This is a genomic window from Streptomyces sp. NPDC001020 (genome assembly GCF_053599115.1).
The window spans coordinates 158,798-178,138 of the sequence record NZ_JBSFLQ010000006.1; the positions used below are offsets into that span (position 1 = coordinate 158,798).

15 protein-coding genes and 1 pseudogene are annotated in these 19,341 nt (G+C 68.9%); 10 read left to right on the plus strand and 6 right to left on the minus strand.

The window, feature by feature from the left end; all coding sequences use genetic code 11:
• Positions 1-333: 333 nt before the first annotated feature.
• A complete protein-coding gene (locus tag ACWDEX_RS07625; RefSeq protein WP_450462318.1) occupies positions 334-882 on the minus strand; it encodes a DUF2087 domain-containing protein in 549 nt (182 codons plus the stop codon).
• Between the two features lie 506 nt (positions 883-1,388).
• Here ACWDEX_RS07625 and ACWDEX_RS07630 point away from each other — a divergent pair.
• Positions 1,389-2,909: an amino acid permease gene (locus ACWDEX_RS07630; RefSeq protein WP_450462320.1), complete on the plus strand. Its 1,521-nt coding sequence runs from the start codon at positions 1,389-1,391 to the stop codon at positions 2,907-2,909.
• 254 nt (positions 2,910-3,163) lie between these two features.
• On the opposite strand, the pseudogene ACWDEX_RS07635 reads toward ACWDEX_RS07630, so the two are convergent.
• From ACWDEX_RS07635 to ACWDEX_RS07645, 3 genes and pseudogenes are all read right to left on the minus strand, one after another.
• A pseudogene (locus ACWDEX_RS07635) lies at positions 3,164-3,319 on the minus strand (ArsR family transcriptional regulator); the annotation flags it as partial.
• Between the two features lie 214 nt (positions 3,320-3,533).
• The gene (locus ACWDEX_RS07640; protein ID WP_450462322.1) at positions 3,534-5,132 is read right to left on the minus strand and encodes an amidase; all 1,599 of its coding nucleotides are present in this window, start codon (positions 5,130-5,132) and stop codon (positions 3,534-3,536) included.
• A gap of 157 nt (positions 5,133-5,289) precedes the next feature.
• A complete protein-coding gene (locus ACWDEX_RS07645; RefSeq protein WP_450462323.1) occupies positions 5,290-6,933 on the minus strand; it encodes an alpha/beta hydrolase in 1,644 nt (547 codons plus the stop codon).
• Between the two features lie 153 nt (positions 6,934-7,086).
• On the opposite strand from ACWDEX_RS07645, the gene ACWDEX_RS07650 reads away from it, so the two are divergent.
• The gene (locus ACWDEX_RS07650) at positions 7,087-7,572 is read left to right on the plus strand and encodes a MarR family winged helix-turn-helix transcriptional regulator (protein WP_450462324.1); all 486 of its coding nucleotides are present in this window, start codon (positions 7,087-7,089) and stop codon (positions 7,570-7,572) included.
• A gap of 255 nt (positions 7,573-7,827) precedes the next feature.
• Here ACWDEX_RS07650 and dacB read toward each other — a convergent pair whose 3' ends face one another.
• Together dacB and ACWDEX_RS07660 are read right to left on the minus strand one after the other, a co-directional pair.
• Positions 7,828-9,414, minus strand: coding sequence for a D-alanyl-D-alanine carboxypeptidase/D-alanyl-D-alanine endopeptidase (dacB, locus tag ACWDEX_RS07655; RefSeq protein WP_450462325.1), 1,587 nt, complete (start codon positions 9,412-9,414; stop codon positions 7,828-7,830).
• Positions 9,415-9,556: 142 nt separating this feature from the next.
• Positions 9,557-10,192 (minus strand): CatB-related O-acetyltransferase, encoded by a 636-nt coding sequence (locus tag ACWDEX_RS07660; RefSeq protein ID WP_450462326.1) that lies wholly within the window; start codon positions 10,190-10,192, stop codon positions 9,557-9,559.
• 587 nt (positions 10,193-10,779) lie between these two features.
• On the opposite strand from ACWDEX_RS07660, the gene ACWDEX_RS07665 reads away from it, so the two are divergent.
• From ACWDEX_RS07665 to ACWDEX_RS07700, 8 genes are all read left to right on the plus strand, one after another.
• Positions 10,780-11,520 (plus strand): SDR family oxidoreductase, encoded by a 741-nt coding sequence (locus ACWDEX_RS07665; protein WP_450462328.1) that lies wholly within the window; start codon positions 10,780-10,782, stop codon positions 11,518-11,520.
• A gap of 405 nt (positions 11,521-11,925) precedes the next feature.
• Complete coding sequence (locus tag ACWDEX_RS07670; protein ID WP_450462330.1) at positions 11,926-13,161, plus strand: substrate-binding domain-containing protein; 1,236 nt, start codon at positions 11,926-11,928, stop codon at positions 13,159-13,161.
• 4 nt (positions 13,162-13,165) lie between these two features.
• On the plus strand, positions 13,166-13,978 hold the full coding sequence (locus ACWDEX_RS07675; protein ID WP_450462332.1) for an ABC transporter ATP-binding protein: 813 nt from the start codon (positions 13,166-13,168) through the stop codon (positions 13,976-13,978).
• Positions 13,979-13,983: 5 nt separating this feature from the next.
• Positions 13,984-14,802, plus strand: coding sequence for an ABC transporter ATP-binding protein (locus ACWDEX_RS07680; RefSeq protein ID WP_450462333.1), 819 nt, complete (start codon positions 13,984-13,986; stop codon positions 14,800-14,802).
• Positions 14,802-15,689: a branched-chain amino acid ABC transporter permease gene (locus ACWDEX_RS07685; protein ID WP_450462335.1), complete on the plus strand. Its 888-nt coding sequence runs from the start codon at positions 14,802-14,804 to the stop codon at positions 15,687-15,689. The genes ACWDEX_RS07680 and ACWDEX_RS07685 overlap by 1 nt, the downstream gene beginning before the upstream one ends.
• Positions 15,686-16,810 carry a branched-chain amino acid ABC transporter permease gene (locus tag ACWDEX_RS07690; protein WP_450462337.1) on the plus strand — a complete coding sequence of 375 codons (1,125 nt, stop codon included), beginning with the start codon at positions 15,686-15,688 and terminating at the stop codon, positions 16,808-16,810. The genes ACWDEX_RS07685 and ACWDEX_RS07690 overlap by 4 nt, the downstream gene beginning before the upstream one ends.
• A complete protein-coding gene (locus ACWDEX_RS07695) occupies positions 16,807-17,754 on the plus strand; it encodes an alpha/beta hydrolase (RefSeq protein WP_450462338.1) in 948 nt (315 codons plus the stop codon). The genes ACWDEX_RS07690 and ACWDEX_RS07695 overlap by 4 nt, the downstream gene beginning before the upstream one ends.
• A 316-nt stretch (positions 17,755-18,070) precedes the next feature.
• Entirely contained in the window at positions 18,071-19,258 is a 1,188-nt protein-coding gene (locus ACWDEX_RS07700) for an ATP-grasp domain-containing protein (protein ID WP_450462340.1), read from the plus strand.
• Positions 19,259-19,341 lie beyond the last annotated feature (83 nt).

Sequence of the window (19,341 nt, forward strand, 5' to 3'; positions counted from 1 at the left end):
CGAGCACGCCGTCAGTACGGCACCGACGCTGTCAGCCCTCCCTGACCACACCCGGAGAGATTCTGGGAGCTTCCTGAGAACTCCGACCGCCGCCGTGCGGCCGAATCGCAATCAAGCGGACATGTGGCCCGAACGTCGTACCGTGATTCACAGGGAGCTCTGCGATGGTGGAACGAATTCAGTGGTGAGTGCAGCTCGCGGATTGGTCGAGGCTGTCACCGCACTTCATGGAAAATCCGGGCTACCGCCTGATGGCGCCAGCCCGGATCACACCAAGATTTTCATCAGTGGTCTTCTGGAATCCGCCCCGGATGCGGGGCCTTCCGCCGGTCTTCAGTCGGCACTGCTCACCAGGGCGGCGATCCGGTAGCGTCCGGACTCACGGGCCAGGAGTCCGTCGTCGATGAGGGTGCGCCGCAGTGAGACGGCGTCCAGTGTGCCGCCCTCGCACCACGGTTGCAGGCGGTCGGTCACCGTCCGCTCGTCGTACTCGTCGCCGGCTGCGAAGGTGCTCTCGGCGATGTGCCCGAGTATCGCGCGGCGGGCGTCGTGGTCCTGCTCTGGCAGGTTCACCAGGACGCCGCTGCGGATGTGGCCGCGCAGCCGCGGGTCGGGCTGGTCGTTCGCCGTCTCTTCCGCCACTCGTCGGGCGGCGGTATTTGCGGCGGCGGCGAGGGCGTCGTCGTCCAGCGCCACCGAGCCGCGCCCCTGGACGAGCAGTCCGGCGCGGACGAGCCGTCCGATGGCCGGGGCGGCGTCCCGTGCGCCGAGCCCCGAGACGGTGAGGACCTCGGAGGAGGTCGACGCGCCCAGGGCAACCGCCGAGAACACCCGGCGCAGTACCGGATCGGCGAGCTGGATGGCGAGCTGTTCGGGTGTCATGAGGGGGAGCGCATCCTTTCCAAAGCCTGCCGGCCCGTGCGCCCGGCACGGGCCGATTCCCATCCGGGGTGCAGCGGCCCTTCCGCCTGACCTTGATCTTGAACAGGTCGTGTTCGCCCGCCTGGGCGATTCAGGGACGCGCGCTGTTCGTCCGTGAGCGCGGCGAACTTGCCGTGTGTGACGACCTGGTAGGTCGTACCGCTCATAACTGTACTTCTCCAGGCGTTGGTTCGGTCATCGGCACTCATTTCAGGGGCGCGTGCGAGGGAATTGATCGTGCATCGGTCGATGACAGGACAGCAGATCAGCCCGGCAGTCGAGTACGCGGTCCGTGCCACCCTCCAGGCGGGTGCGCGCGTCCGTCCTGCGCACCCTTGAACGCCTCGAACGTTGGCCCGGTCGAGCCGGTGTGTCGCGGCCGTAGAGGTTTGAGATCAGGCCATTGACAGCCGGTATGGCGTACGCCACTTTGTTCGCCGTCGTCCCTCGTCGATGAGGAGTCGCGGATGGCTGCGCACGAAGAAGTCCAGCCAGAGGTAGAGCTGGACGCGGATGCTGCCCGTCTCGCGGAGATGGGCTACAAGCAGGAACTTCATCGCGGTATGACCGCGTTCTCGAATTTTGCCGTGTCGTTCTCGATCATTTCGATCCTGGCGGGCTGCATCACGTCGTACGGGATCGCGCTGAAGTCGGGTGGTCCGTCGACCATCGTGCTCGGCTGGGCGGTGGTCGGTGTCTTCGTGACGTGTGTGGCGCTGGCCATGGCCGAGGTGTGTTCGCGCTACCCCACCGCGGGTGGTCTCTACTTCTGGGCCGGTGAGCTTGCCAGGAAGAACAAGCGTGCCTGGGCCTGGTTCGTGGGCTGGTTCAACTTCATGGGCGAGATCGGCGTGACTGCCGCGATCGATTTCGGGTGCGCCACGACCTGGATGGCGTTCATGAACCTTGTCTGGGGAACCGAAGTCACTGTCGGTCGTACTTACCTGCTGTTCCTCGCGATCATTCTTGTGCACGCGCTTCTCAACACGTTCGGCGTGAAGCTCGTCGCGTTCCTGTCGAACGTCTCTGCCTGGTGGCACGTGGCGGGTGTCCTGGTCATCGTTGCCGTGCTGTGGGCGCTGCCCGAGCACCACCAGTCCGCCGGGTGGACGCTGACGGGCTGGCACAACGCCACCGGCTGGACCTCCGGCCTCTACGTCTTCCTCATGGGTCTGCTGATGGCGCAGTACACCTACACCGGGTACGACGCGTCGGCCCATGTGGCGGAGGAGACCAGGGGAGCGGCCCGCAGCGCGCCGCGCGGGATTGTGATGAGCGTGGTGATCTCGGTCATCGGCGGTTTCATCCTGCTCTTCTCCATCACCGCATCGATTCAGGACAGGAGTTCCGCGGGGCTGGACAAGCTGGCTGCTTCGAGTACCGGGCTGCCGCCGGCGCAGGTCTTCCTGGACTCGCTGAACAGTCCGGGCACCGCGAAGTTCCTGCTGTTCATTGTGTGTGCCGCGCAGTTCTTCTGCGGTATGGCGTCGGTGACCGCCAACTCCCGGATGAGCTATGCGTTCTCGCGCGACAACGCCCTTCCAGGGTCGAGGATCTGGGCGAAGGTCAACCCGCGTACCGGGACGCCCACGAACTCGATCTGGCTCTGCGTGACGCTCTCGGCGATCCTGACGCTGCCCGCGCTGTTCAACACCACGGCATACCTGGCGGTGACCTCGATCGCGGTGATCGGCCTTTACATCGCCTATGTCACGCCGGTATTGCTGCGTCGTCTGCGCGGCGACGAGTTCGTTCCGGGGCCGTGGCACCTGGGCAAGTGGAGCAGCCTGGTCGGCTGGGTCGCGGTCGTGTGGGTGGTAATCATCTGTGTGCTGTTCGTGCTGCCGCCGACCCGGCCGGTCAACGTCGACAGCTTCAACTATGCGCCGATCGCGGTGGCCGTGGTCGCTCTGTTCGCGCTGGTGTCGTGGTATGCGGGCGGCCGCAAGCACTTCATGACCAACCGTGACAACCTGGAGGACATCTGAAAGCCAGGCCCGGGTGTGCAGCACCCGCCCAGTACTCGGGTTGGCCGGCTTCCACTGCCGGCGGCCGATCCGGCGAGCCGGCAAGCGTCGTCGTAGCGGCCGCGGCTCAGGCAACGTCAGCCTCACCACGTCGGACCTGGTCTTGGACGCCATCCACCTTCCGAACGAGGTCCCATGGTCTCGCTTTGGTCGGCTGGACTCCGGTCGGCGGCAGAAGGGATGTGCGCTTGTCGCCAGGCGTCGGCGGCCGGGCGTCAGGCCTGCGGGGTCCAGGCCGCTGCCAGGTCGAGAAGACCGGGGAATCGGGCGTTGAGGTCGTCGACGGGTGCGTGGCTGCGGCGTTCGAGCCCGTACTGACGCCGCCGCGTGACCCCGGCCTCGCGCAGCGCCTTGAAGTGGTGCGTGAGTGACCACCCGGCGCCAGGTCACGGACCCGGCCTGACGGGCCGCGGCAGACGGCACGCTCCCGGGGGGTGGTGCACCGCTGGACGGCGGTGGTGCACCACCCCTGGGAGCGTGCTCGCACGGCCAGGCTCGTGCGTGCGCGCGACCTGCGGCTGCCGAATACTTGATCCGAGCAGGTCAGGCGACGTGCCGGTACCCGTGGACCACGCTTGCGCCGCCCTACCGGCTGGTGGCGGGCAGGTACCGCGGTGCACGCCAGGCATCCAGCCGCTGCTCGACCGCCGCCCCCAGCGACAGCAGCTCGGCGTCTTGGTGGTCGCCGGCCATCAGGAGCAGGCCGACCGGCAACTCGCCGACGAACCCGGCGGGCACGGACAGCGAGGGGTACCCGGCGACGGCAGCCGGGGTGGAGGACGGGATCACGTCGTTGTCGCCCCGCGCACAGTCTGTCGTCCAGGCGGGCGGGTTCGTCGGGGAGGCGATGGCGTCCAGGTCATGGGCGGCCATGGTCTCGTCGATGGACCGCCGGGACAGGTTTTTCAACTCGGCGCGCATGGCCCGGTAGCGCGGGTCCGTGGTCGACGGCGCGGCCAATGCCTGCTCGAACAGTTCCTGGCCGGCGAAGCAGGCCCGTTCGGCCGGGTGGGTGCGGTTGAACTCGATCAGCTCGGCGAGGTCGCGAGGCCCGTTGCGGGAGGACAGGTAGACGTCGATGTCCCGGTGGAACTCGCTCAGCAGGGCCGGGAACTCGAGTTCGGCGAGCCTGTCCTGGTACGGCGGTGTCACCTCGACGATCTGGGCCCCGGCGGCACGCAGCCGTGCCGCGGTCCGGGCCATCAGGGCGTCCACGTCGACGCCGAGCGAGGGCAGCCGCCACAGGCCGATCCGCTTGCCGCGCAGGCTGCCGGGGCGCGTGACCGCCTCAGCGAGGCCGAAGGCATCGTCGGCGCCCGCGGCGTCGTGACCGCTGAGCACCGAGAGGGTGATCGCGGTGTCGATGACGTTGCGTGCCATGGGGCCGGCCGTGTCCTGCTCGGCGGAGATCGGCACCACGCCGGACTGGCTGACCAGTCCGAGGCTGGGCTTGTGGCCGACGACCCCGTTCATCCCAGCCGGACACACGATGGAGCCGTCCGTCTCGGTGCCGATCGCCACCTGCGCCAACGACGCGGCGAGCGCGGCGGCCGAACCGGAGGAAGATCCGCACGGATTCCGATCCAGGACGTACGGGTTGCTTGTCTGCCCGCCCACCGCCGACCAGCCCGACGTCGGCTTCTCCGCGCGGAAGTTTGCCCATTCGGACATGTTGGTCTTGCCGAGGATCACCGCGCCTGCCGCGCGCAGCCTTCCGACCAGCTCCGCGTCCGTGTCAGGCGGGCTTCCGGCCAGCGCCAGCGACCCGGCCGTCGTCGGCATGTCGTGGGTGTTCACATTGTCCTTCAGCAGGACGGGGATGCCATCGAGCGGGCTGCGGACCTTTCCGAGGTGATGCCTGACATCGCTGGCAGCCGCCTGGCGTAGGGCTGTCGGGTTGGTGCGCAGCACCGCGTGGATCTTCGGGTCGATGGCCTTGATCCGCCGGAGGTACGACAGCGTCAGCTCCGACGAGGTCAGGGACCCGCGCTTCATGTGCGCCTGTAACTCGGGGATCGTCACCGTCTCCAGGTCCACTCCGCGCAGGAGCGTCGACTCAGTGGGGGACGAGGAACCGCCGGCACCGGAGTCGGCGGCCACCGCACGCTGCTCCGGCACACCCGCTGCCAGCAGGGGTGCCACGGCCAGAGCCGCGGTCAGTACCGCAAAGCTTCTCTTCTTCATGGGGGACAGCCCACTGCAGGAGGACCGCTGGGTGCAAGGGGCGTGCCCGGCCGACCGGCCGGACAGGCACGACTGGTGCTCGTCGGTGAGCCGGGCGCGGTGACCGGCCGTTCGACCGTCACCGCGCCCGCGTGTCACTTCCCGTTGATTGACCCTGTCAGGCCGCCGGGGCCGGGAACGGGTCGAGGTCCGGCTTGAGTACCTGGCCGGGCTTCGGAACGGCCTGGTCCACCAGGTAGGAGGTCACCAGCCCGTTGAGGGCCTTGCTCCGGCCGACCGCGCAGTGCTCGATCATGTCGACCGTGACCAGCACGGAGTTGCCGAGCTCCCGCTGCATGTTCTTGGCGAACGTGTACTGGGTGGCCGGGTCGAAGGTGTTACCGATGACCATGACCGGGTTGGCGGTCCGCTTGTTCCACGGGCCGGAGTACTTCTCGGCAGTACGTGCCGGCGACGGCCAGGTCGCGCACGCGGGCGCGTCGAAGGCCTGGTACCGGCCGAAGGTGGGGGCTTCGATCTCCCAGGCGCGGGCCAGGTTCGCGAACACCTTGGGGTTCGTCGGGTATGGCTTGTCCTGGCAGTTGACGCCGGAGTAGGAGTCGTCCGAGGTGTACGGGGAGTCGGCGGGCGCCTCCCGAAGTGCTGCCGGGGCGACCTTGGTCAGCCGGTCAGCCTCGTCCGTGGGCACCGTCCCGGCCACGGCGCCGAAGCCCGGCCGCGGGTTGATCACCTGGTCCAGGGCCTGCAACGAGCGGGCCAGCGGCGCCAGCTGAGCCTGCGCGTACAGGGCGCTGGCGACCTGGCTGGTGAAGCTGCTCAGAGTGACCTGCGAACCGCTCGGCAGGGTCACCGGGCTGGTGCGGAGGTGGTCGCGGATCGCGTCGAATCTGGCGCGGGTGTCGCCCTCGGCGAACGCGCAGCGCGGCGCACCGGCGGCCTTGCAGCGCTTGAGGAACTCGTCCAGAGAGAGCTCGAAGCCGCCCGCGGCGCGTTGCCGGTCGTACTCCAGGCCGTTGTGCAGGCGCAGGTTCGGGTCGACGTTGCCGTCGATGACGAGGGCGCGCACCTTGTCCGGGTACATGTTGGCGTAGGTGGCGCCGATCAACGTGCCGTAGGAGAAACCGGCGAAGTTCAGCTGTGCGTCACCGACGGCCTGACGCATCCGGTCGAGGTCGCGCACCACGTTGATGGTGGACATGTGTTTGATGAGCGGACCCGCGTTACGGGCGCACGCGTCGGTGTAGTCCTTGGTGGCTGTGAGCGTGCTGTCCACCTCCGCCGGTGTGACGGGCACGCCGGTCATCCGGTCGAAGACCGCGTCGGCGTCCTCCTGGGTCTTGAAGCACTGCAGCGGGTTGCTGCGGGCCACGCCTCGGGGGTCGAAGCCGATCAGGTCGAAGTGCTCCATGACGCGGGGCTCGAACCGGGTCGTGGTGGCCCACAGGTAACCACTGCCGCCAGGGCCGCCGGGGTTGAGGAACAGCGACCCGATGCGCTTGGCCGGGTCGCCGGCCCGCCGCCGCATCATGGCGATGCCGATCTTCTCCCCGGACGGGTTCGCGTAGTCCAGGGGTACTGGGTAGACAGCGCAGTCATAGATCTTCGGGTCGGGCTTGGACGGGTCCGGGTTGCAGGGCTTCCAGGCCACCGGGTCGACCTGCTGATCGGCTGTGGCCGAGGCGGTTGCGGGGGTCGTTGTTCCGGCGGGTTCCGCCGGCGCAGCCGACGCCGTGACGGTGACGCCGGAAACGAGGGCGAGGGCGCTGGCGAGCGCTGCCGTCAGAGTCGATATGCGGGACAAAGAGCCTCCTTCGGTTGTCAAACCCGGTCAGAATGACAGCAGTTGCAGGCGTGGTAAAGATCGTGCGCAAGATGTCGGTGGGTTGAAACGCAAGCGGGATGACGCCTGGTTCGGCTCCACCCACTTGCTACGAGGGCGGTCGTGGTGTCGGAGATGGGACGTACGTCATCCGAGCCCCAGGGTGGCCCGGACGGGCAGCGTGAGGCGTCGGAGGAGGTGGCCGCGGCTCTTGCCGTGGTGGGGAACTGGATGTTCTCCACCACGGCGCGGCGCCGGATCATGGCGGCCTCCGCGCTCGAACTGCCCTTGGGTGACTACACGTTGCTCGCTCAGATCTCCCAGCACGCACCGGTGCGTCTGTCGGTCCTGGCGGAGTTGATGGCGGTCGACAAGTCCACGCTCACGCCGCCCGCCAAGCGACTGGAAACCCGAGGCTTCATCGTCCGTGAGCCCGACCCGGCGGACGCCTGTGCCCAGTTGGTCAGCGTCAGCCGGGCGGGAAAGCTCGCCGTCCGCAGGCTCTGGAAGGCACGCGCCGACACGGTGGCCGAGCTCATGGAGGACTGGGACACCGCTGAGATCGAGCGTCTGGCCGAGCGTCTGGCCGCGTTCGCTGAGGCGATCAAGAAGAAGGGTTGAAGAACCGTGCACCGCCACACATAGGAGCTCAACGAGCCGCTGATGGCATTAACTTGCCCCACATTGCGCCGAAACCGCTCCTGACAGGTGGCCTTCTTTTCGCTGGACCGGACAAGGGACAGGCCGAGACCTTGATGCTCGCGCCGCACCGGCTCCGGTCCAGCCTCGGTCACACAGAGCCACGCCCAACGCGTGACGCGCCTGGTGTGCTTCGCGGGAGCCCGCTGCCACTGCTGAAACCGGTCTCCGGCGTCCTCAGCACTGCGCCTGCTTGCGCCACGAGCACTCCAGGTCCCCGTTGCCCTCCGTGCTCCGGTCGGCCTTCGGCCGCACTGTCACCGCCCGGTTCTCGTCGGACGAGGCGAGGGCGACCACGATGGCGTCCTCGATGCTCTTGACCGAGGCGACGAGATAGTTGTTGAGGACAACGCTGTAGACGAGTTCGCGCCCGCCCGCGTCGGTGACGTATCCCGACAGGGCCGACGCGCCCGTCAACGACCCGGTCTTGCCACGCGCGTTGAGCGCGGCCGGTGTGCCGCACAGACGTGAGCGCAACGTACCGCCGACGAAGCGGTCCGGGGCACAGGCCACCGGGAGGGCCCGGTACCAGTCGGCGTACCAGGGCTCGGTGCGCACCGACAGGAGCAGCTTGGCGAGCTGGTCCGCTGGGACGCTGTCCATCCGGGACAGCCCGGAACCGTCGACCTGGCGCAGCTTGCCGGGGTCCACGCCGACGCGCTTCAGGTAGCCGCGGATGGCGGCGAGGCCGGCATCCCAGGTGCCGCGCCCGGAGGCCTCGTATCCGATCGCCTTGGTCAGCGCCTCGGCGTGCATGTTGTTGGACAGCTTCAGGAACGGGATCAGCAGCTCCTTGAGGGGCATGGACCCGTGCGTGGCGAGCCGGTGCGCGCCCTTCGGGGTCGCCTCGCCGAGCCGGGTCGTCCCGGTGACGCGCACGCCGTGCGCGACCAGCGCGTCGCGGAAGACGTCCGCGGCGTAGCCGGTGGGCTCCCAGACGCTGACCCACTCCTTGGCACCGGCGCCGCCGACAGGCAGGGTGCCGCTGACAGTGACGGTGTTGGTGCCGTGCTGCCGCTCGACGGTGAGGTCGCTCGGGCCACCCCGGTCGACGGTGGTCGCGCGCACGTCGAGGTCGACGTAGTGATTGGCCGGGGTGACGGTGATGCGCGGCCGGTCGCCGGGCTTGTCCCCCGGCTCCGCCTGCACGATGACCGTGCCGGTGTCGTAGTCGGTGTCGGGGGCGACGCTCAGCGCGGAGGTCTGCGCCGAGTAGTACGAGGATTCATCGTCGGATGCCCAGGAGCGGCCGAGCCGTTGGTCGTCGAAGCGGGTGTCGTCCGCGACCAGGCGCCCGGTGACGCGCCGCACCCCCGAGTCGGCGAGGGCGGCGGCGAGCCGGTCGTAGTCCTCGGCGAGCAGGGTCGGATCGCCGGTGCCGCGCAGATACAGGTCGCCGTCGAGCACGGAGCCGTGCCGTGCACCGGTCGACAGGACGTCGGTGCTGAAGCGGTGGTCGGGGCCGAGCAGTGCCATGGCCGCGGCCGAGGTGAGCAACTTGGTGTTGGAGGCGGGCATGAGCCGCCCGCTCGGCAGATGCTGGTAAAGGACCGCGCCGGTCTTCGCGTCGGCGACGACGACGCTCGCGGTGCCGCCGTCCATGCGGGAGTCGCCGAGGATCGTGTCGATGGCCTCCGGCAGCCCGGTCCGGTCACCGTCCGCCCCCGCGGGCGAACTCCAGCTGAACGTCGCCACGGCCACGGCGGCGATTGCGGGCCAGATCCAGTGGCGCATACGGGTGGTGCGTCTCACGGGTCTACTCATGCCACAGGAGCATCCCGGATCCCGACCGACGGCAAAAGACCCTCTCGCCGATCCGCACCTTCGCTGACCGCGCCGGAGCCGCCCGCGCAGCCAGGCTGAAGGCTGCTCAAGCCCGCTGAGCGGTCAGCGGATGGTTTCCGCGTCAGCCCTGGGTCAGGACTCCTGTCGTTTGGCGGCCGGTTGTCGGAATCGAGGCGTCCCATTCCTGCGACGCCTCCTCAAGGGCGTCGATGCTGGATCCGCAGATGACCGGCCGCAGAGCGTTGAACTTCTCCTCGCTCCACTGGTAGATCGCCAGCGCCAAGAGCCTGTCGATGACCTCTGGGGTGAAGCGTTTACGGACTTCCTTGGCCGGAGAGCCGGCCACCACGGTATAGGGCGGCACATCATGTGTGACCACACTTTGAGCAGCGATGACGGCACCCTCACCGAGTGTCACGCCAGGCATGATCATGGCCCGCATGCCGATCCAGACGCCGTCCTCGACCACCGTGTCACCCCTTCCCTGGTATGCCCTGGCACGAACGTCACGGAAGGGGTAGAGACTGAACCAGTCGGCGCGATGGATGTGGTTGCCGCCCATGAGGAGCACGGCTTCGCCTCCGATGCACACGTAGTCCCCGATGTGCAGTTGGTCAATGGGCCAGGCGGGTTCCCAACGCGTTCGGCTGTATTCGTCTCCGTGGAGGTAGCGCACCACGGACTGCTCGAAGTCGCCGGACCAGGCGTGGCTGTAGTAGCTGTGGGTGCCTCGCACGTGGATGTTGGGGTTGGTCACGACTTCATGAAGGTACTGCGGCCTCGACCAATGACGTTCATTCGACATGTTCGTTTACTCTCGACTAGTAGCGGACGGAGTTTCTCCTCGGTGGGTAGGGCTACCAATGGCCCGTGCGGCTGCTGTCAACGCCCAGGCGCAGGTGAGGAATATCCACATCCCGCACAGACACGCGCGCCTCTCCTTCCTTTTCACTCCAAAGGAGCGGCTGAACGGGCAGTTGGCCGAAGCGTCGTGGGCTACGGTCGCTGACGTTTCCACTGCCACCGGACGCCCCACACAGTTCCCTTGGAGGGGCCGGATGTGTATCGACCGGCCGCACCTTGCGTGGTCCGGATGGAGTCATCAATTTGGCGCTCATTGCCCTCTGCTGCCAGAGTCGGTATGCGGCCTGCAGCGATGAAATCGAGGAGGAGGGGGCTGTCATCCACCTGTATGTCTTCGATATACGCAAGAAGGCCTGGACGCGTTTCACCGGATAGTGCGCGCTACTTTCACCGAATTCGTTTTTTGCTGTGATCCAGGTGAATCCGATATTCAAACCGCCACTCAATGAACTCATGCAGCGTCGAGGGAGAAAAGAGATCATGAGTCCACATCCTTCCCCTCGGGTCGGCCTGGTGACCGGCGGGTCCGGCGGCATCGGCCGCGCGGTCGTCAGGAGGCTGGCCAAGGACGGCATGGCTGTCGCCGTGCACTACGTCAGCAACAAGGACCAGGCCTTCCGCTTGGTCGACGAGATAACCTCGGGCGGCGGCCGGGCGATAGCCGTTGGCGGCGACGTCGCCGACGAGTATGCGATGGCCGGCGCATTTGACGCCGTCGAAGCCACCTTCGGCGGCATCGACGTCACGGTGCACGCCGCCGGCATCATGCGGCCCGGCCAGATTGCGACCCTGGACCTGAGTGACCTCGACCAGATCCATCGCACGAACATCCGCGGCACGTTCGTCGTCGACCAGCAGGCAGCCCGACGGCTCCGTGCCGGCGGGGCGATCGTCAACTTCTCCAGCTCGCTGACCCGCACCCAGTTCCCCGCCTATGGCGCGTACGCGGCGAGCAAGGCGGCCGTCGAGGCCATCACCCTGGTCCTCGCTCGCGAACTGCGTGGCAAGGACATCACCGTCAACGTCGTCGCCCCCGGCCCCGTGGCCACCTCGCTGTTTCTCGATGGCAAGAAGGAGGGGGTCGCTGACAACCTCGCCAAGGCGGTGCCACTCGAACGTCTGGGGCGTCCCGAGGACATCGCCGAGGCGGTTGCCTTCCTCGCGGGACCGGCCCGCTGGGTCAACGGCCAGGTCCTGTTCAGCAACGGCGGTCTTGCCTGAACAGGGTTTGGGCTGATGCATGACGGCCCGTCAGTTCGCCCTTGACGAGACAGGTCCTCCACGACCTGTCCCCCTGGTTCTCCCTGTCCCTGCCGCTCTCTCGTCGGCCCGCTATCACCAGTTGCCGACGCGGTCGGGTGTATCGGCCGAGACCTAGCTCGCCGAGGCGGAGGCCAGACGGTTCTCACGCTTTCGACGCCGATCGTCATCGACCATGTGTGTCAGTGCCATGACTGGCCGTCGAGGAACGGTGGTTGACCACATGTCATACGTGGTGTGGCGCTCCTATGGTTCCGGCAACCCACTACCGCGATTCCGCCACCGCGTGTACGGGGCGCCGTTCTCATTCAGAAGGCGGCTTCCAGCGGTGGCGGGCGGGCGACACACCGTCAGGAGCCGGTCATCATGCGTCCCAGCGTCACGGACACCGTCAGAAGCAGAACCGTCCGCGCACTCACCCTGATCGCCATCGGGGCCCTGGTCACGGGCTGCTCCGCGGCGGGCACCGCCGGCACGGCGTCCTCCGGCTCCGGCAGCAAGGCCTCCGCTCCCGTGAAGGTGGGCCTTGTCTACTCCCGCAGCGGGCTGCTCGCCGCCTACGGCAAACAGTACGAGGAGGGCTTCAAGGCGGGCCTGGCCTACGCCACGCATGGGACGAACAAGGCCGGCGGCCACCCGATCGAGGTCACCGAGCAGGACGACGCCGGCGACCCGGCGAAGGCCGTCGCCGCGACCAAGACCCTCGTCGGCAAGGGTTACAAGATCATCCTGGGCACCACGGACTCCGGTGTGGCACTGCAGATGGCACCGCTGGCCGCACAGAACAGAGTGCTGTACGTCGCCGGCCCCGCCGCCACCGACGCGGTCACCGGCGTCAACGGCTACACCTTCCGCTCCGGACGGCAGTCCTACCAGGACATCCTCGCCGCCGGCACGCTCCTTGGCGACGCCAAGGGCAAGAAGGTCACCGTGCTAGCCCAGAACTCCGCGTTCGGGCAGGCCAACGTGGCCGCGGTGAAAGCCGTGCTGGGCAAGAAGGGCGCGAAGGTCGACTCCGTGCTGGCCCCGCCGAGCGCCACCGATCTCACACCCTTCGCCCGCCAGACCAGGGCCGCCAAGCCGGACCTCGTGTTCGTCGCGTGGGCCGGCGCCACCGCCCCCGCCCTGTGGACCGCCCTGGACCAGCAGGGTGTACTGGACGCCAGCAAGGTCGTCACCGGACTGGCCGGCACCGCCTCGTACCCGACCTTCGGCAAGGCGGGCTCCAAGGTCTCCTTCCTCGCGCACTACTTCCCGGGCGCCGGCGGCGACAACCCGGCGGAGAAGGCGATGCTCGACGGCATCAACCACGATGGCGGCACCCCCGACCTGTTCAGCCCCGACGGCTTCACCGCCGCACAGATGATCGTGCACGCGATCGAAGCCGGCAGCGCGACCGACACCGACGGCATGGTCAAGGCGCTGGAGGGCTGGAGCTTCGACGGGCCCAAGGGCAAGGAGCAGATCCGCGCCGAGGACCACGCCCTGCTGCAGCCGATGTTCACGGCCAGGCTGAAGGGGACCGGCAGCGCCGCCGAGCCCGAGCTGATCAACAGCATCCCGATGGCTGCGGTCGCACCCCCGGTGAAGGCGGCGGGCTGACAACATGACCTCCTCGGACACGACGCGACCGAGCGCCGTGGGGGGCCCAGGCGTCGAGGAGCCCGGCACCTCCCCGACCCCTGTCCTCCGGCTGCGTGACGTCGGCTGGACGGTCGGCGGCGCGACCATCGTCGACTCCGTTTCCTTCGACGTCCACGAAGGCGAGTTCCTGGCCTTCATCGGCCCCAACGGCGCAGGCAAGACATCCCTGTTCAACCTGGTCAGCGGGATCACCCGGGCCTCCCGGGGCACGATCGAACTCGACGGCGCCGACGTCACCGCTGAGGCCGCCCACGCACGGGCCCGGCGCGCGCTCGGGCGCACCTTCCAGACCTCCAGCCTGTGGCCGGGCATGACGGTCGCCGACCACGTGCGGCTGGCTGCCCAGGCTGCCGGGGGCGGCTCGTACCGGGTCTGGCGCCGTGCCGACACCTACCCGGAGCAAGTCGCCCGGGTACTGGCACGCACCGAACTCGCTCACCGCGCCGGGACCTGCGCCGACTCTCTCTCGCACGGAGAGAAACGCAAGCTCGAACTCGCGGTTCTGCTCGTCGGCGAGCCCCGGCTGATGCTGCTGGACGAGCCGATGGCAGGTGTGAGCGCCGAGGAAGTGCCCGCACTGACCGAGCTCATCCGCTCGCTGCACCGCGAAGAAGGCCGCACTGTGCTCATGGTCGAGCACCACATGGACGTGCTCCTGGGCCTGGCCGACCGGCTCGCCGTGATGCACCACGGCACGCTGCTGGCCCTGGACACCCCACAGGCCGTCATGGCCGACGCCACTGTTCAGCAGGCCTACCTGGGGGAGGAGCTGTGACCTCCATGCCCGCACCCCTGCTGAGAGTGAGTGATCTGAAGGTCGTCATCGGCGGCCGGCATATCCTGCACGGCGTCGACCTGGAAGTCGCCGCTTCCGGCACCACCGCCCTGCTCGGCCGCAACGGTGCCGGCAAGACCACCACCGTGCGCGGCATCCTCGGCCTCGTCCCACGCACCGGCAGCGTGCTGCTGGGTGGCGAGGAGACGGTACGCCTGGCCACCCACGCCCTGGTCCGCCGCGGCGTCGGCTATGCCCCCGAGGACCGGGGTGTCTTCGGCGCCCTCACCGTGGCCGAGAACCTCCGGCTGGCCGAACGGCCCGGCGCCGGCGAACCGGCGTACGACCTGGTGTACGAACTGTTCCCGGAGCTCAGACAGCGCGCCCGGCAGGCCGCCGCCACCCTGTCCGGCGGTCAGCAGCAGATGGTCGCCATCGCCCGCACCCTGCTCAACGGCAACCGGCTGATCATCGCCGACGAGCCGACCAAGGGCCTGGCACCCAAGGTCGTCACCGAGGTCGCCCAGGTGCTGGAGCGTGCCGCGGAGGCGGTGCCCATCCTGCTGGTGGAGCAGAACCTCGCCGTGGTGCGCCGCCTCGCCCAGCACTGCGCCGTACTCGCCGACGGCCGCACCGCGCACCAGGGCCCCGCCGCCGAGCTGCTCGCCGACGCCGACGCGGCCCGCCGGCTGCTCGGCGTCGGGCGGGCGCGCCATGGGGGCACCGGCACCCCGTCCACCGACACACCTGCCGGTACATCCCCTGGCACACCCGCCCGCACCGCGGCGCACCCCGCCGCCCCGACCGCGGAGGCAGACGCCTGATGTCCACTGTCGTTCTGCTCACCCTCACCGGGCTCGGCCTGGGCGCGCTGTACTTCCTGGTCGCCTCCGGTCTCTCCCTGATCTTCGGGCTGATGGACGTGCTCAACTTCGCGCACGGCGCCCTGATGTCCATCGGCGCGTACGCCACCTGGTGGGCCGCCTCCGGTCACCTGCCCGCCGCCGGATCCGGCGGCGCCGGCTTCGCCCTCGCGGTTGTCTTCGGCACGGCGGTGGGCACAGCCGCCGCAGTGCTGCTCGAACTCGCCGTCATCCGCCCGCTCTACACGCGCCCGCGCGAGCAGATCCTCGCCACCGTCGGCGTGGGCCTGGCCGTCCCGGCGTTGTTGTCCGCGATGTGGGGCTCCGACGCCCGGCCCTTTCCCGGACCCGAGGCGCTGTCCGGAACCTTCGGGCTGCTGGGCGCCGAGGTGCCGCTCAACCGGCTGGTGCTGATTGCCGCCGCGGTGGTGGTGCTCGCCGCACTCCACCTGTTCCTCGGCCGCACCCGGCACGGTCTGGTCGTCCGTGCGGGCGTCGAGGACCGGGCCATGGTCACCGCGCTCGGCACCGACGTGCGCAAGGCCTTCACCCTGGTCTTCGCCATCGGCGGGGCGGCAGCAGCCCTCGGCGGTGCGATCGGCGGCCTCTACTTCGGCTCGGTCGACCCGGCACAGGGCACCTCGCTGCTCATCTTCGCCTTCGTGGTCGTCGTGATGGGCGGCATGGGCTCGCTCACCGGCGCCGCGCTGGCCTCGGTCGCCGTGGGCCTCGTCCAGCAGTTCGCCAACTACTACACCACCGCCGGGCTCGGCGACCTCGCCGTCGTCGTTCTGCTCGCCGCCCTGCTGCTGGTCCGGCCGCGTGGGCTCACCGGGAGACTCGCATGACCACCGCCACACAGCCGCGCGGCCAGGCCCGCACGGCGGACCACCCCCTCGCCGGGCAACTGCGCCGCGCCGCCCGCTGGTGGCCGGCCCTGCTGCTGGTGGTGCTCTTCACAGCCCCCTACAGCACGCTGCCCCTGCCAGGCCTGCTCGACGGCCCGATCGGCAGCCCCGGCAACCTCCAACTGCTCGCCCTGTGCCTGGTCTTCGGGGCCCTGGCCACCGGCTACGACCTGCTGCTCGGCCGCACCGGCCTGCTGTCCTTCGGCCATGCGCTCTACTTCGCCGCAGGCACTTACGTCACCAACACCATCATGCTGGAGGCGGGCCTGCCGTTCGCCGTCTCCGCGCTGCTCGGCCTGCTCTTCGGCGCCGCGCTGTCCGCCCTGCTGGGCGCGGTCAGCCTGCGCGTGAGCGGCATCGGGTTCTCCATGGTCACCCTCGCCTTCGCGCAGGCCGGGTCGATCCTCGTGCAGCGCGACCCGGGTGGTCTCACCGGCGGCGAGGAAGGCAGGGCCGCCCCCGCCGACAAGCTGCCCGCCTCGCTGGTCGGCATCGAGCACACCGCCAACCTGTACTGGCTCGCCCTGGTCTACCTCGTCGTGGTGGTGTTCGCCGTCCAGTGGGCGGTCCGCTCACCCACCGGCCGGGTCTGGGAGGGCATCAAGGAGAACGAACGCCGCGTGGAGGTGCTGGGGCTGCGGCCGTACGGCTTCAAACTGGCCGCCTTCGTACTGGCCGGTGGCCTGGCCGCGCTCGGAGGCATCGTCTACCTCCTGCTGACCGGCGGCGCTACCCCGCAGACCACCACCTCCGACTTCACCCTGTCCCTTCTGGTGATGGTGGTACTCGGCGGCTCCGGCACCCGCTGGGGCCCCATGCTCGGCGGCGTCCTCTACACCTGGGCCGACCACCGGCTCGGCGACCTGGCCGACTCCGGCGCGGTCGCCGGTCTGCCCGCCGTGGTGCGGGTGCCGCTCTCCCAGCCACTGTTCCTGCTCGGAGCGCTGTTCGTCGCGGTGATATACCTGCTGCCCGGCGGCGTCGTACGGCTGCCTGCGCGGCTGCGCGCCGCTCGCGCCTCCCGCGTCGCCACCGACCACAAGGAGGTCCCCCAGCCATGAGTCACACTCCGTACGAGAACCTGACGGAGCGCCAGAAGACGGCTGTGCCTGCGCCCGAGGAGCTTCTGGTGCCGGTGGCCGGCGGGAAGCTGGCCGCACTGCGCTGGCCGGGCGCCGATCCGGGCGCGCCCGTGGTGCTGGCGTTGCACGGCATCACCGCCAACGGCCTGACCTGGGCCCGGGTCGCCCACCACCTGGCCGGCCGGGTCACGCTGGTGGCGCCCGACCTACGCGGCCGGGCCCGCAGCGGGCATCTTCCCGGCCCCTACGGCATCGCGGTGCACGCCGACGACATGGCCACGGTGGTGGGCGCGTTGGACCTCGGGCGGGTGGTGCTGGCCGGCCACTCCATGGGCGCCTTCACCGCGGCCCTGACCGCGGTGCGCCACCCGGAACTGCTCTCCGGCCTGCTGCTGGTGGACGGTGCAGTGGCCTTCCCCGCCCCGACTCACCTGGACCCCGACGAGCTCCTTACCGCCGTGATCGGCCCAGCCATGCGGCGGCTGTCGATGACGTTCCCGGACCGGCAGGCCTACCGCGCGTTCTGGCAGCAGCACCCGGCCTTCGCCCACACCTGGTCGCCGTGGGTGGACGCCTACATCCAGCGTGACCTGGTGGGGGAGGAGCCCGAGTTGCGATCGTCCTGCCGGATCGAGGCGGTCCGTTCCGACGGTGTCGACCTGCTCGGCGAGGAGGTGTCGGACGCCGTCCGCGACCTGCCCCGTCCGGCCGTGCTGCTGTGGGCGGAACGCGGTCTGATGAACGAGCCGCAGGGCCTGTACGACGAGCAGCGGCTCGCCTCCGCCGGCCTCGACCCCGAACTGGTCCGTACGCGGCTCGTACCCGGTACCAACCACTACTCGATCGTCGTCGGCGACGATGGCGCCCGCGAAGTGGCACGGCACCTGCTGGCCGCGGCAGGCGTGGCGGAGACCGAAGGCTGAGGGCTCCGCCTGCTGCCGCGGCCGGCGCGGCGATCGACGGGACCCATGGGGGGATGTGGAACTGGACGAAGACGGGGAAGGTGTTGCGGAACTGGTTACACCGTTCATTTGACAGACGGTTCCGGTGTGCCAAGCACGGCCCGAGGAATCTGAGCTTCCTGTGTGAATATTCATGATTCTCCTGTGATTCATATCACAGGGAGTGATCGACTGGGTCTGTGCAATGATTCACCGGTGCCGGAAAAGAACCGGCTGTGCCACGACGAAATCGCAATAACTTCTCCCACTCGGCAAGTCGTAACACTGGAGACGGCGCATGCCCACGATGGTGGTTATTGGATATCGGGATGATCTTGACGAGGCGCTACGGCGTCGGGATGTGGATCCCTTCTACATCGTTCCGGCTCCGATCACCTCCCCGCAGAAGGTTGCATTTCGCTGTGTCGCCGACATGGAGAACGTCCAGGAAGTTCTCCGCTCGGTGCTCTCCGCTCAGGCGGGCGATCTGGCAGGCGTGCTCAGTGTCCATGAGATGGGTGTATTCCCGGCGGCTTGTCTGCGTGGGCAATTGAACCTTCCGGGGAACGCGGATTCACGGAAGGTCCTCGCCTTCCGGGACAAGTACCTCCAGAAGAGTCTGCTGCCGCCGGAGGTGCGGCGCGCGCGGTGCCGGTATCTGCCCGTGGGCACGCCCTACGAGGAGCCGGCCGCCGAGCTGGGCACACCTTTCGTCGTCAAGCCGGCCACGGGGGCGGGCGCCCTGCGTACCAGCGTCGTCCGCTCACCCGAGGAGTACGCCCGGGCGCTTGAGCCGTTCTCCGGGCGCTCGGACGTCGAGGTCGTCGCCGAGTCGTTCGTCGACGCGCCCGAGGTCTACCTTGACGGTGTCTGGCAGCACGGCGAGCTCCAGTGGTCGTCCCTGAGCAGCAATCACATCTCCCCGCTCAGTGCGGTGCAGGGTGGCGTCCTGGCCGCGCATGTGCTCGACCGACAACGATGTCCGGACCTCTTCGAACAGGCGGAGGCCATGGCCCGCCAGGTGCTCGCCACCCTGGAGGCGCCTGACTGCGTCTTCCATACGGAGGCGTTCCGTCAGCCTGACGGGCTGACGTTCGGCGAATGCGCCGTCCGGCTGCCGGGAGCCCTGTCGCCCCGGGTCAACCAACTGACCTACGGCGTCGACCTCCTCGACATCGAGATCGCACTCGCCCTCGGGGAGGCGCCCGAGCTGCCGTACGGCCACCGTTCACCGGACCGCTTCCACGGTTATCTGCTCCTGCGTCACCCGCGCGACGGCACGCTGACGCAGGAGGACTTCGAGCGTGTCTTCTCTTTCGACGAGCTGTGCTACCCCTCCGGTCCCGACGTGCTGGTCGGTCCTTACGGCAGCGTCGGTCACGCCGTCGTGTCCGACGTGGACGAGCTGAGGCTCGGGCACACGATCGACGAGATCGCACGTTTCAACGAGACAGGTGGCGTCCGAGGCGGTTTGTCGCTCACATGACGGCGGCTCGGCCGGATCCGAGCCCAGGCGCGGCGCACCGTACGCCCATGCCCTACGGGTCGTCGGCTTCTGCAAGTACATGG

Coding starts and splice junctions, on each gene's coding strand:
- dacB (WP_450462325.1), bottom strand. CDS start 9,414: ATGAGTAGACCCGTGAGACGCACCACCCGTATGCGCCACTGGATCTGG.
- ACWDEX_RS07630 (WP_450462320.1), top strand. CDS start 1,389: ATGGCTGCGCACGAAGAAGTCCAGCCAGAGGTAGAGCTGGACGCGGAT.
- ACWDEX_RS07670 (WP_450462330.1), top strand. CDS start 11,926: ATGCGTCCCAGCGTCACGGACACCGTCAGAAGCAGAACCGTCCGCGCA.
- ACWDEX_RS07700 (WP_450462340.1), top strand. CDS start 18,071: ATGCCCACGATGGTGGTTATTGGATATCGGGATGATCTTGACGAGGCG.
- ACWDEX_RS07675 (WP_450462332.1), top strand. CDS start 13,166: ATGACCTCCTCGGACACGACGCGACCGAGCGCCGTGGGGGGCCCAGGC.
- ACWDEX_RS07690 (WP_450462337.1), top strand. CDS start 15,686: ATGACCACCGCCACACAGCCGCGCGGCCAGGCCCGCACGGCGGACCAC.
- ACWDEX_RS07625 (WP_450462318.1), bottom strand. CDS start 882: ATGACACCCGAACAGCTCGCCATCCAGCTCGCCGATCCGGTACTGCGC.
- ACWDEX_RS07640 (WP_450462322.1), bottom strand. CDS start 5,132: ATGAAGAAGAGAAGCTTTGCGGTACTGACCGCGGCTCTGGCCGTGGCA.
- ACWDEX_RS07680 (WP_450462333.1), top strand. CDS start 13,984: ATGCCCGCACCCCTGCTGAGAGTGAGTGATCTGAAGGTCGTCATCGGC.
- ACWDEX_RS07685 (WP_450462335.1), top strand. CDS start 14,802: ATGTCCACTGTCGTTCTGCTCACCCTCACCGGGCTCGGCCTGGGCGCG.
- ACWDEX_RS07650 (WP_450462324.1), top strand. CDS start 7,087: ATGGGACGTACGTCATCCGAGCCCCAGGGTGGCCCGGACGGGCAGCGT.
- ACWDEX_RS07665 (WP_450462328.1), top strand. CDS start 10,780: ATGAGTCCACATCCTTCCCCTCGGGTCGGCCTGGTGACCGGCGGGTCC.
- ACWDEX_RS07695 (WP_450462338.1), top strand. CDS start 16,807: ATGAGTCACACTCCGTACGAGAACCTGACGGAGCGCCAGAAGACGGCT.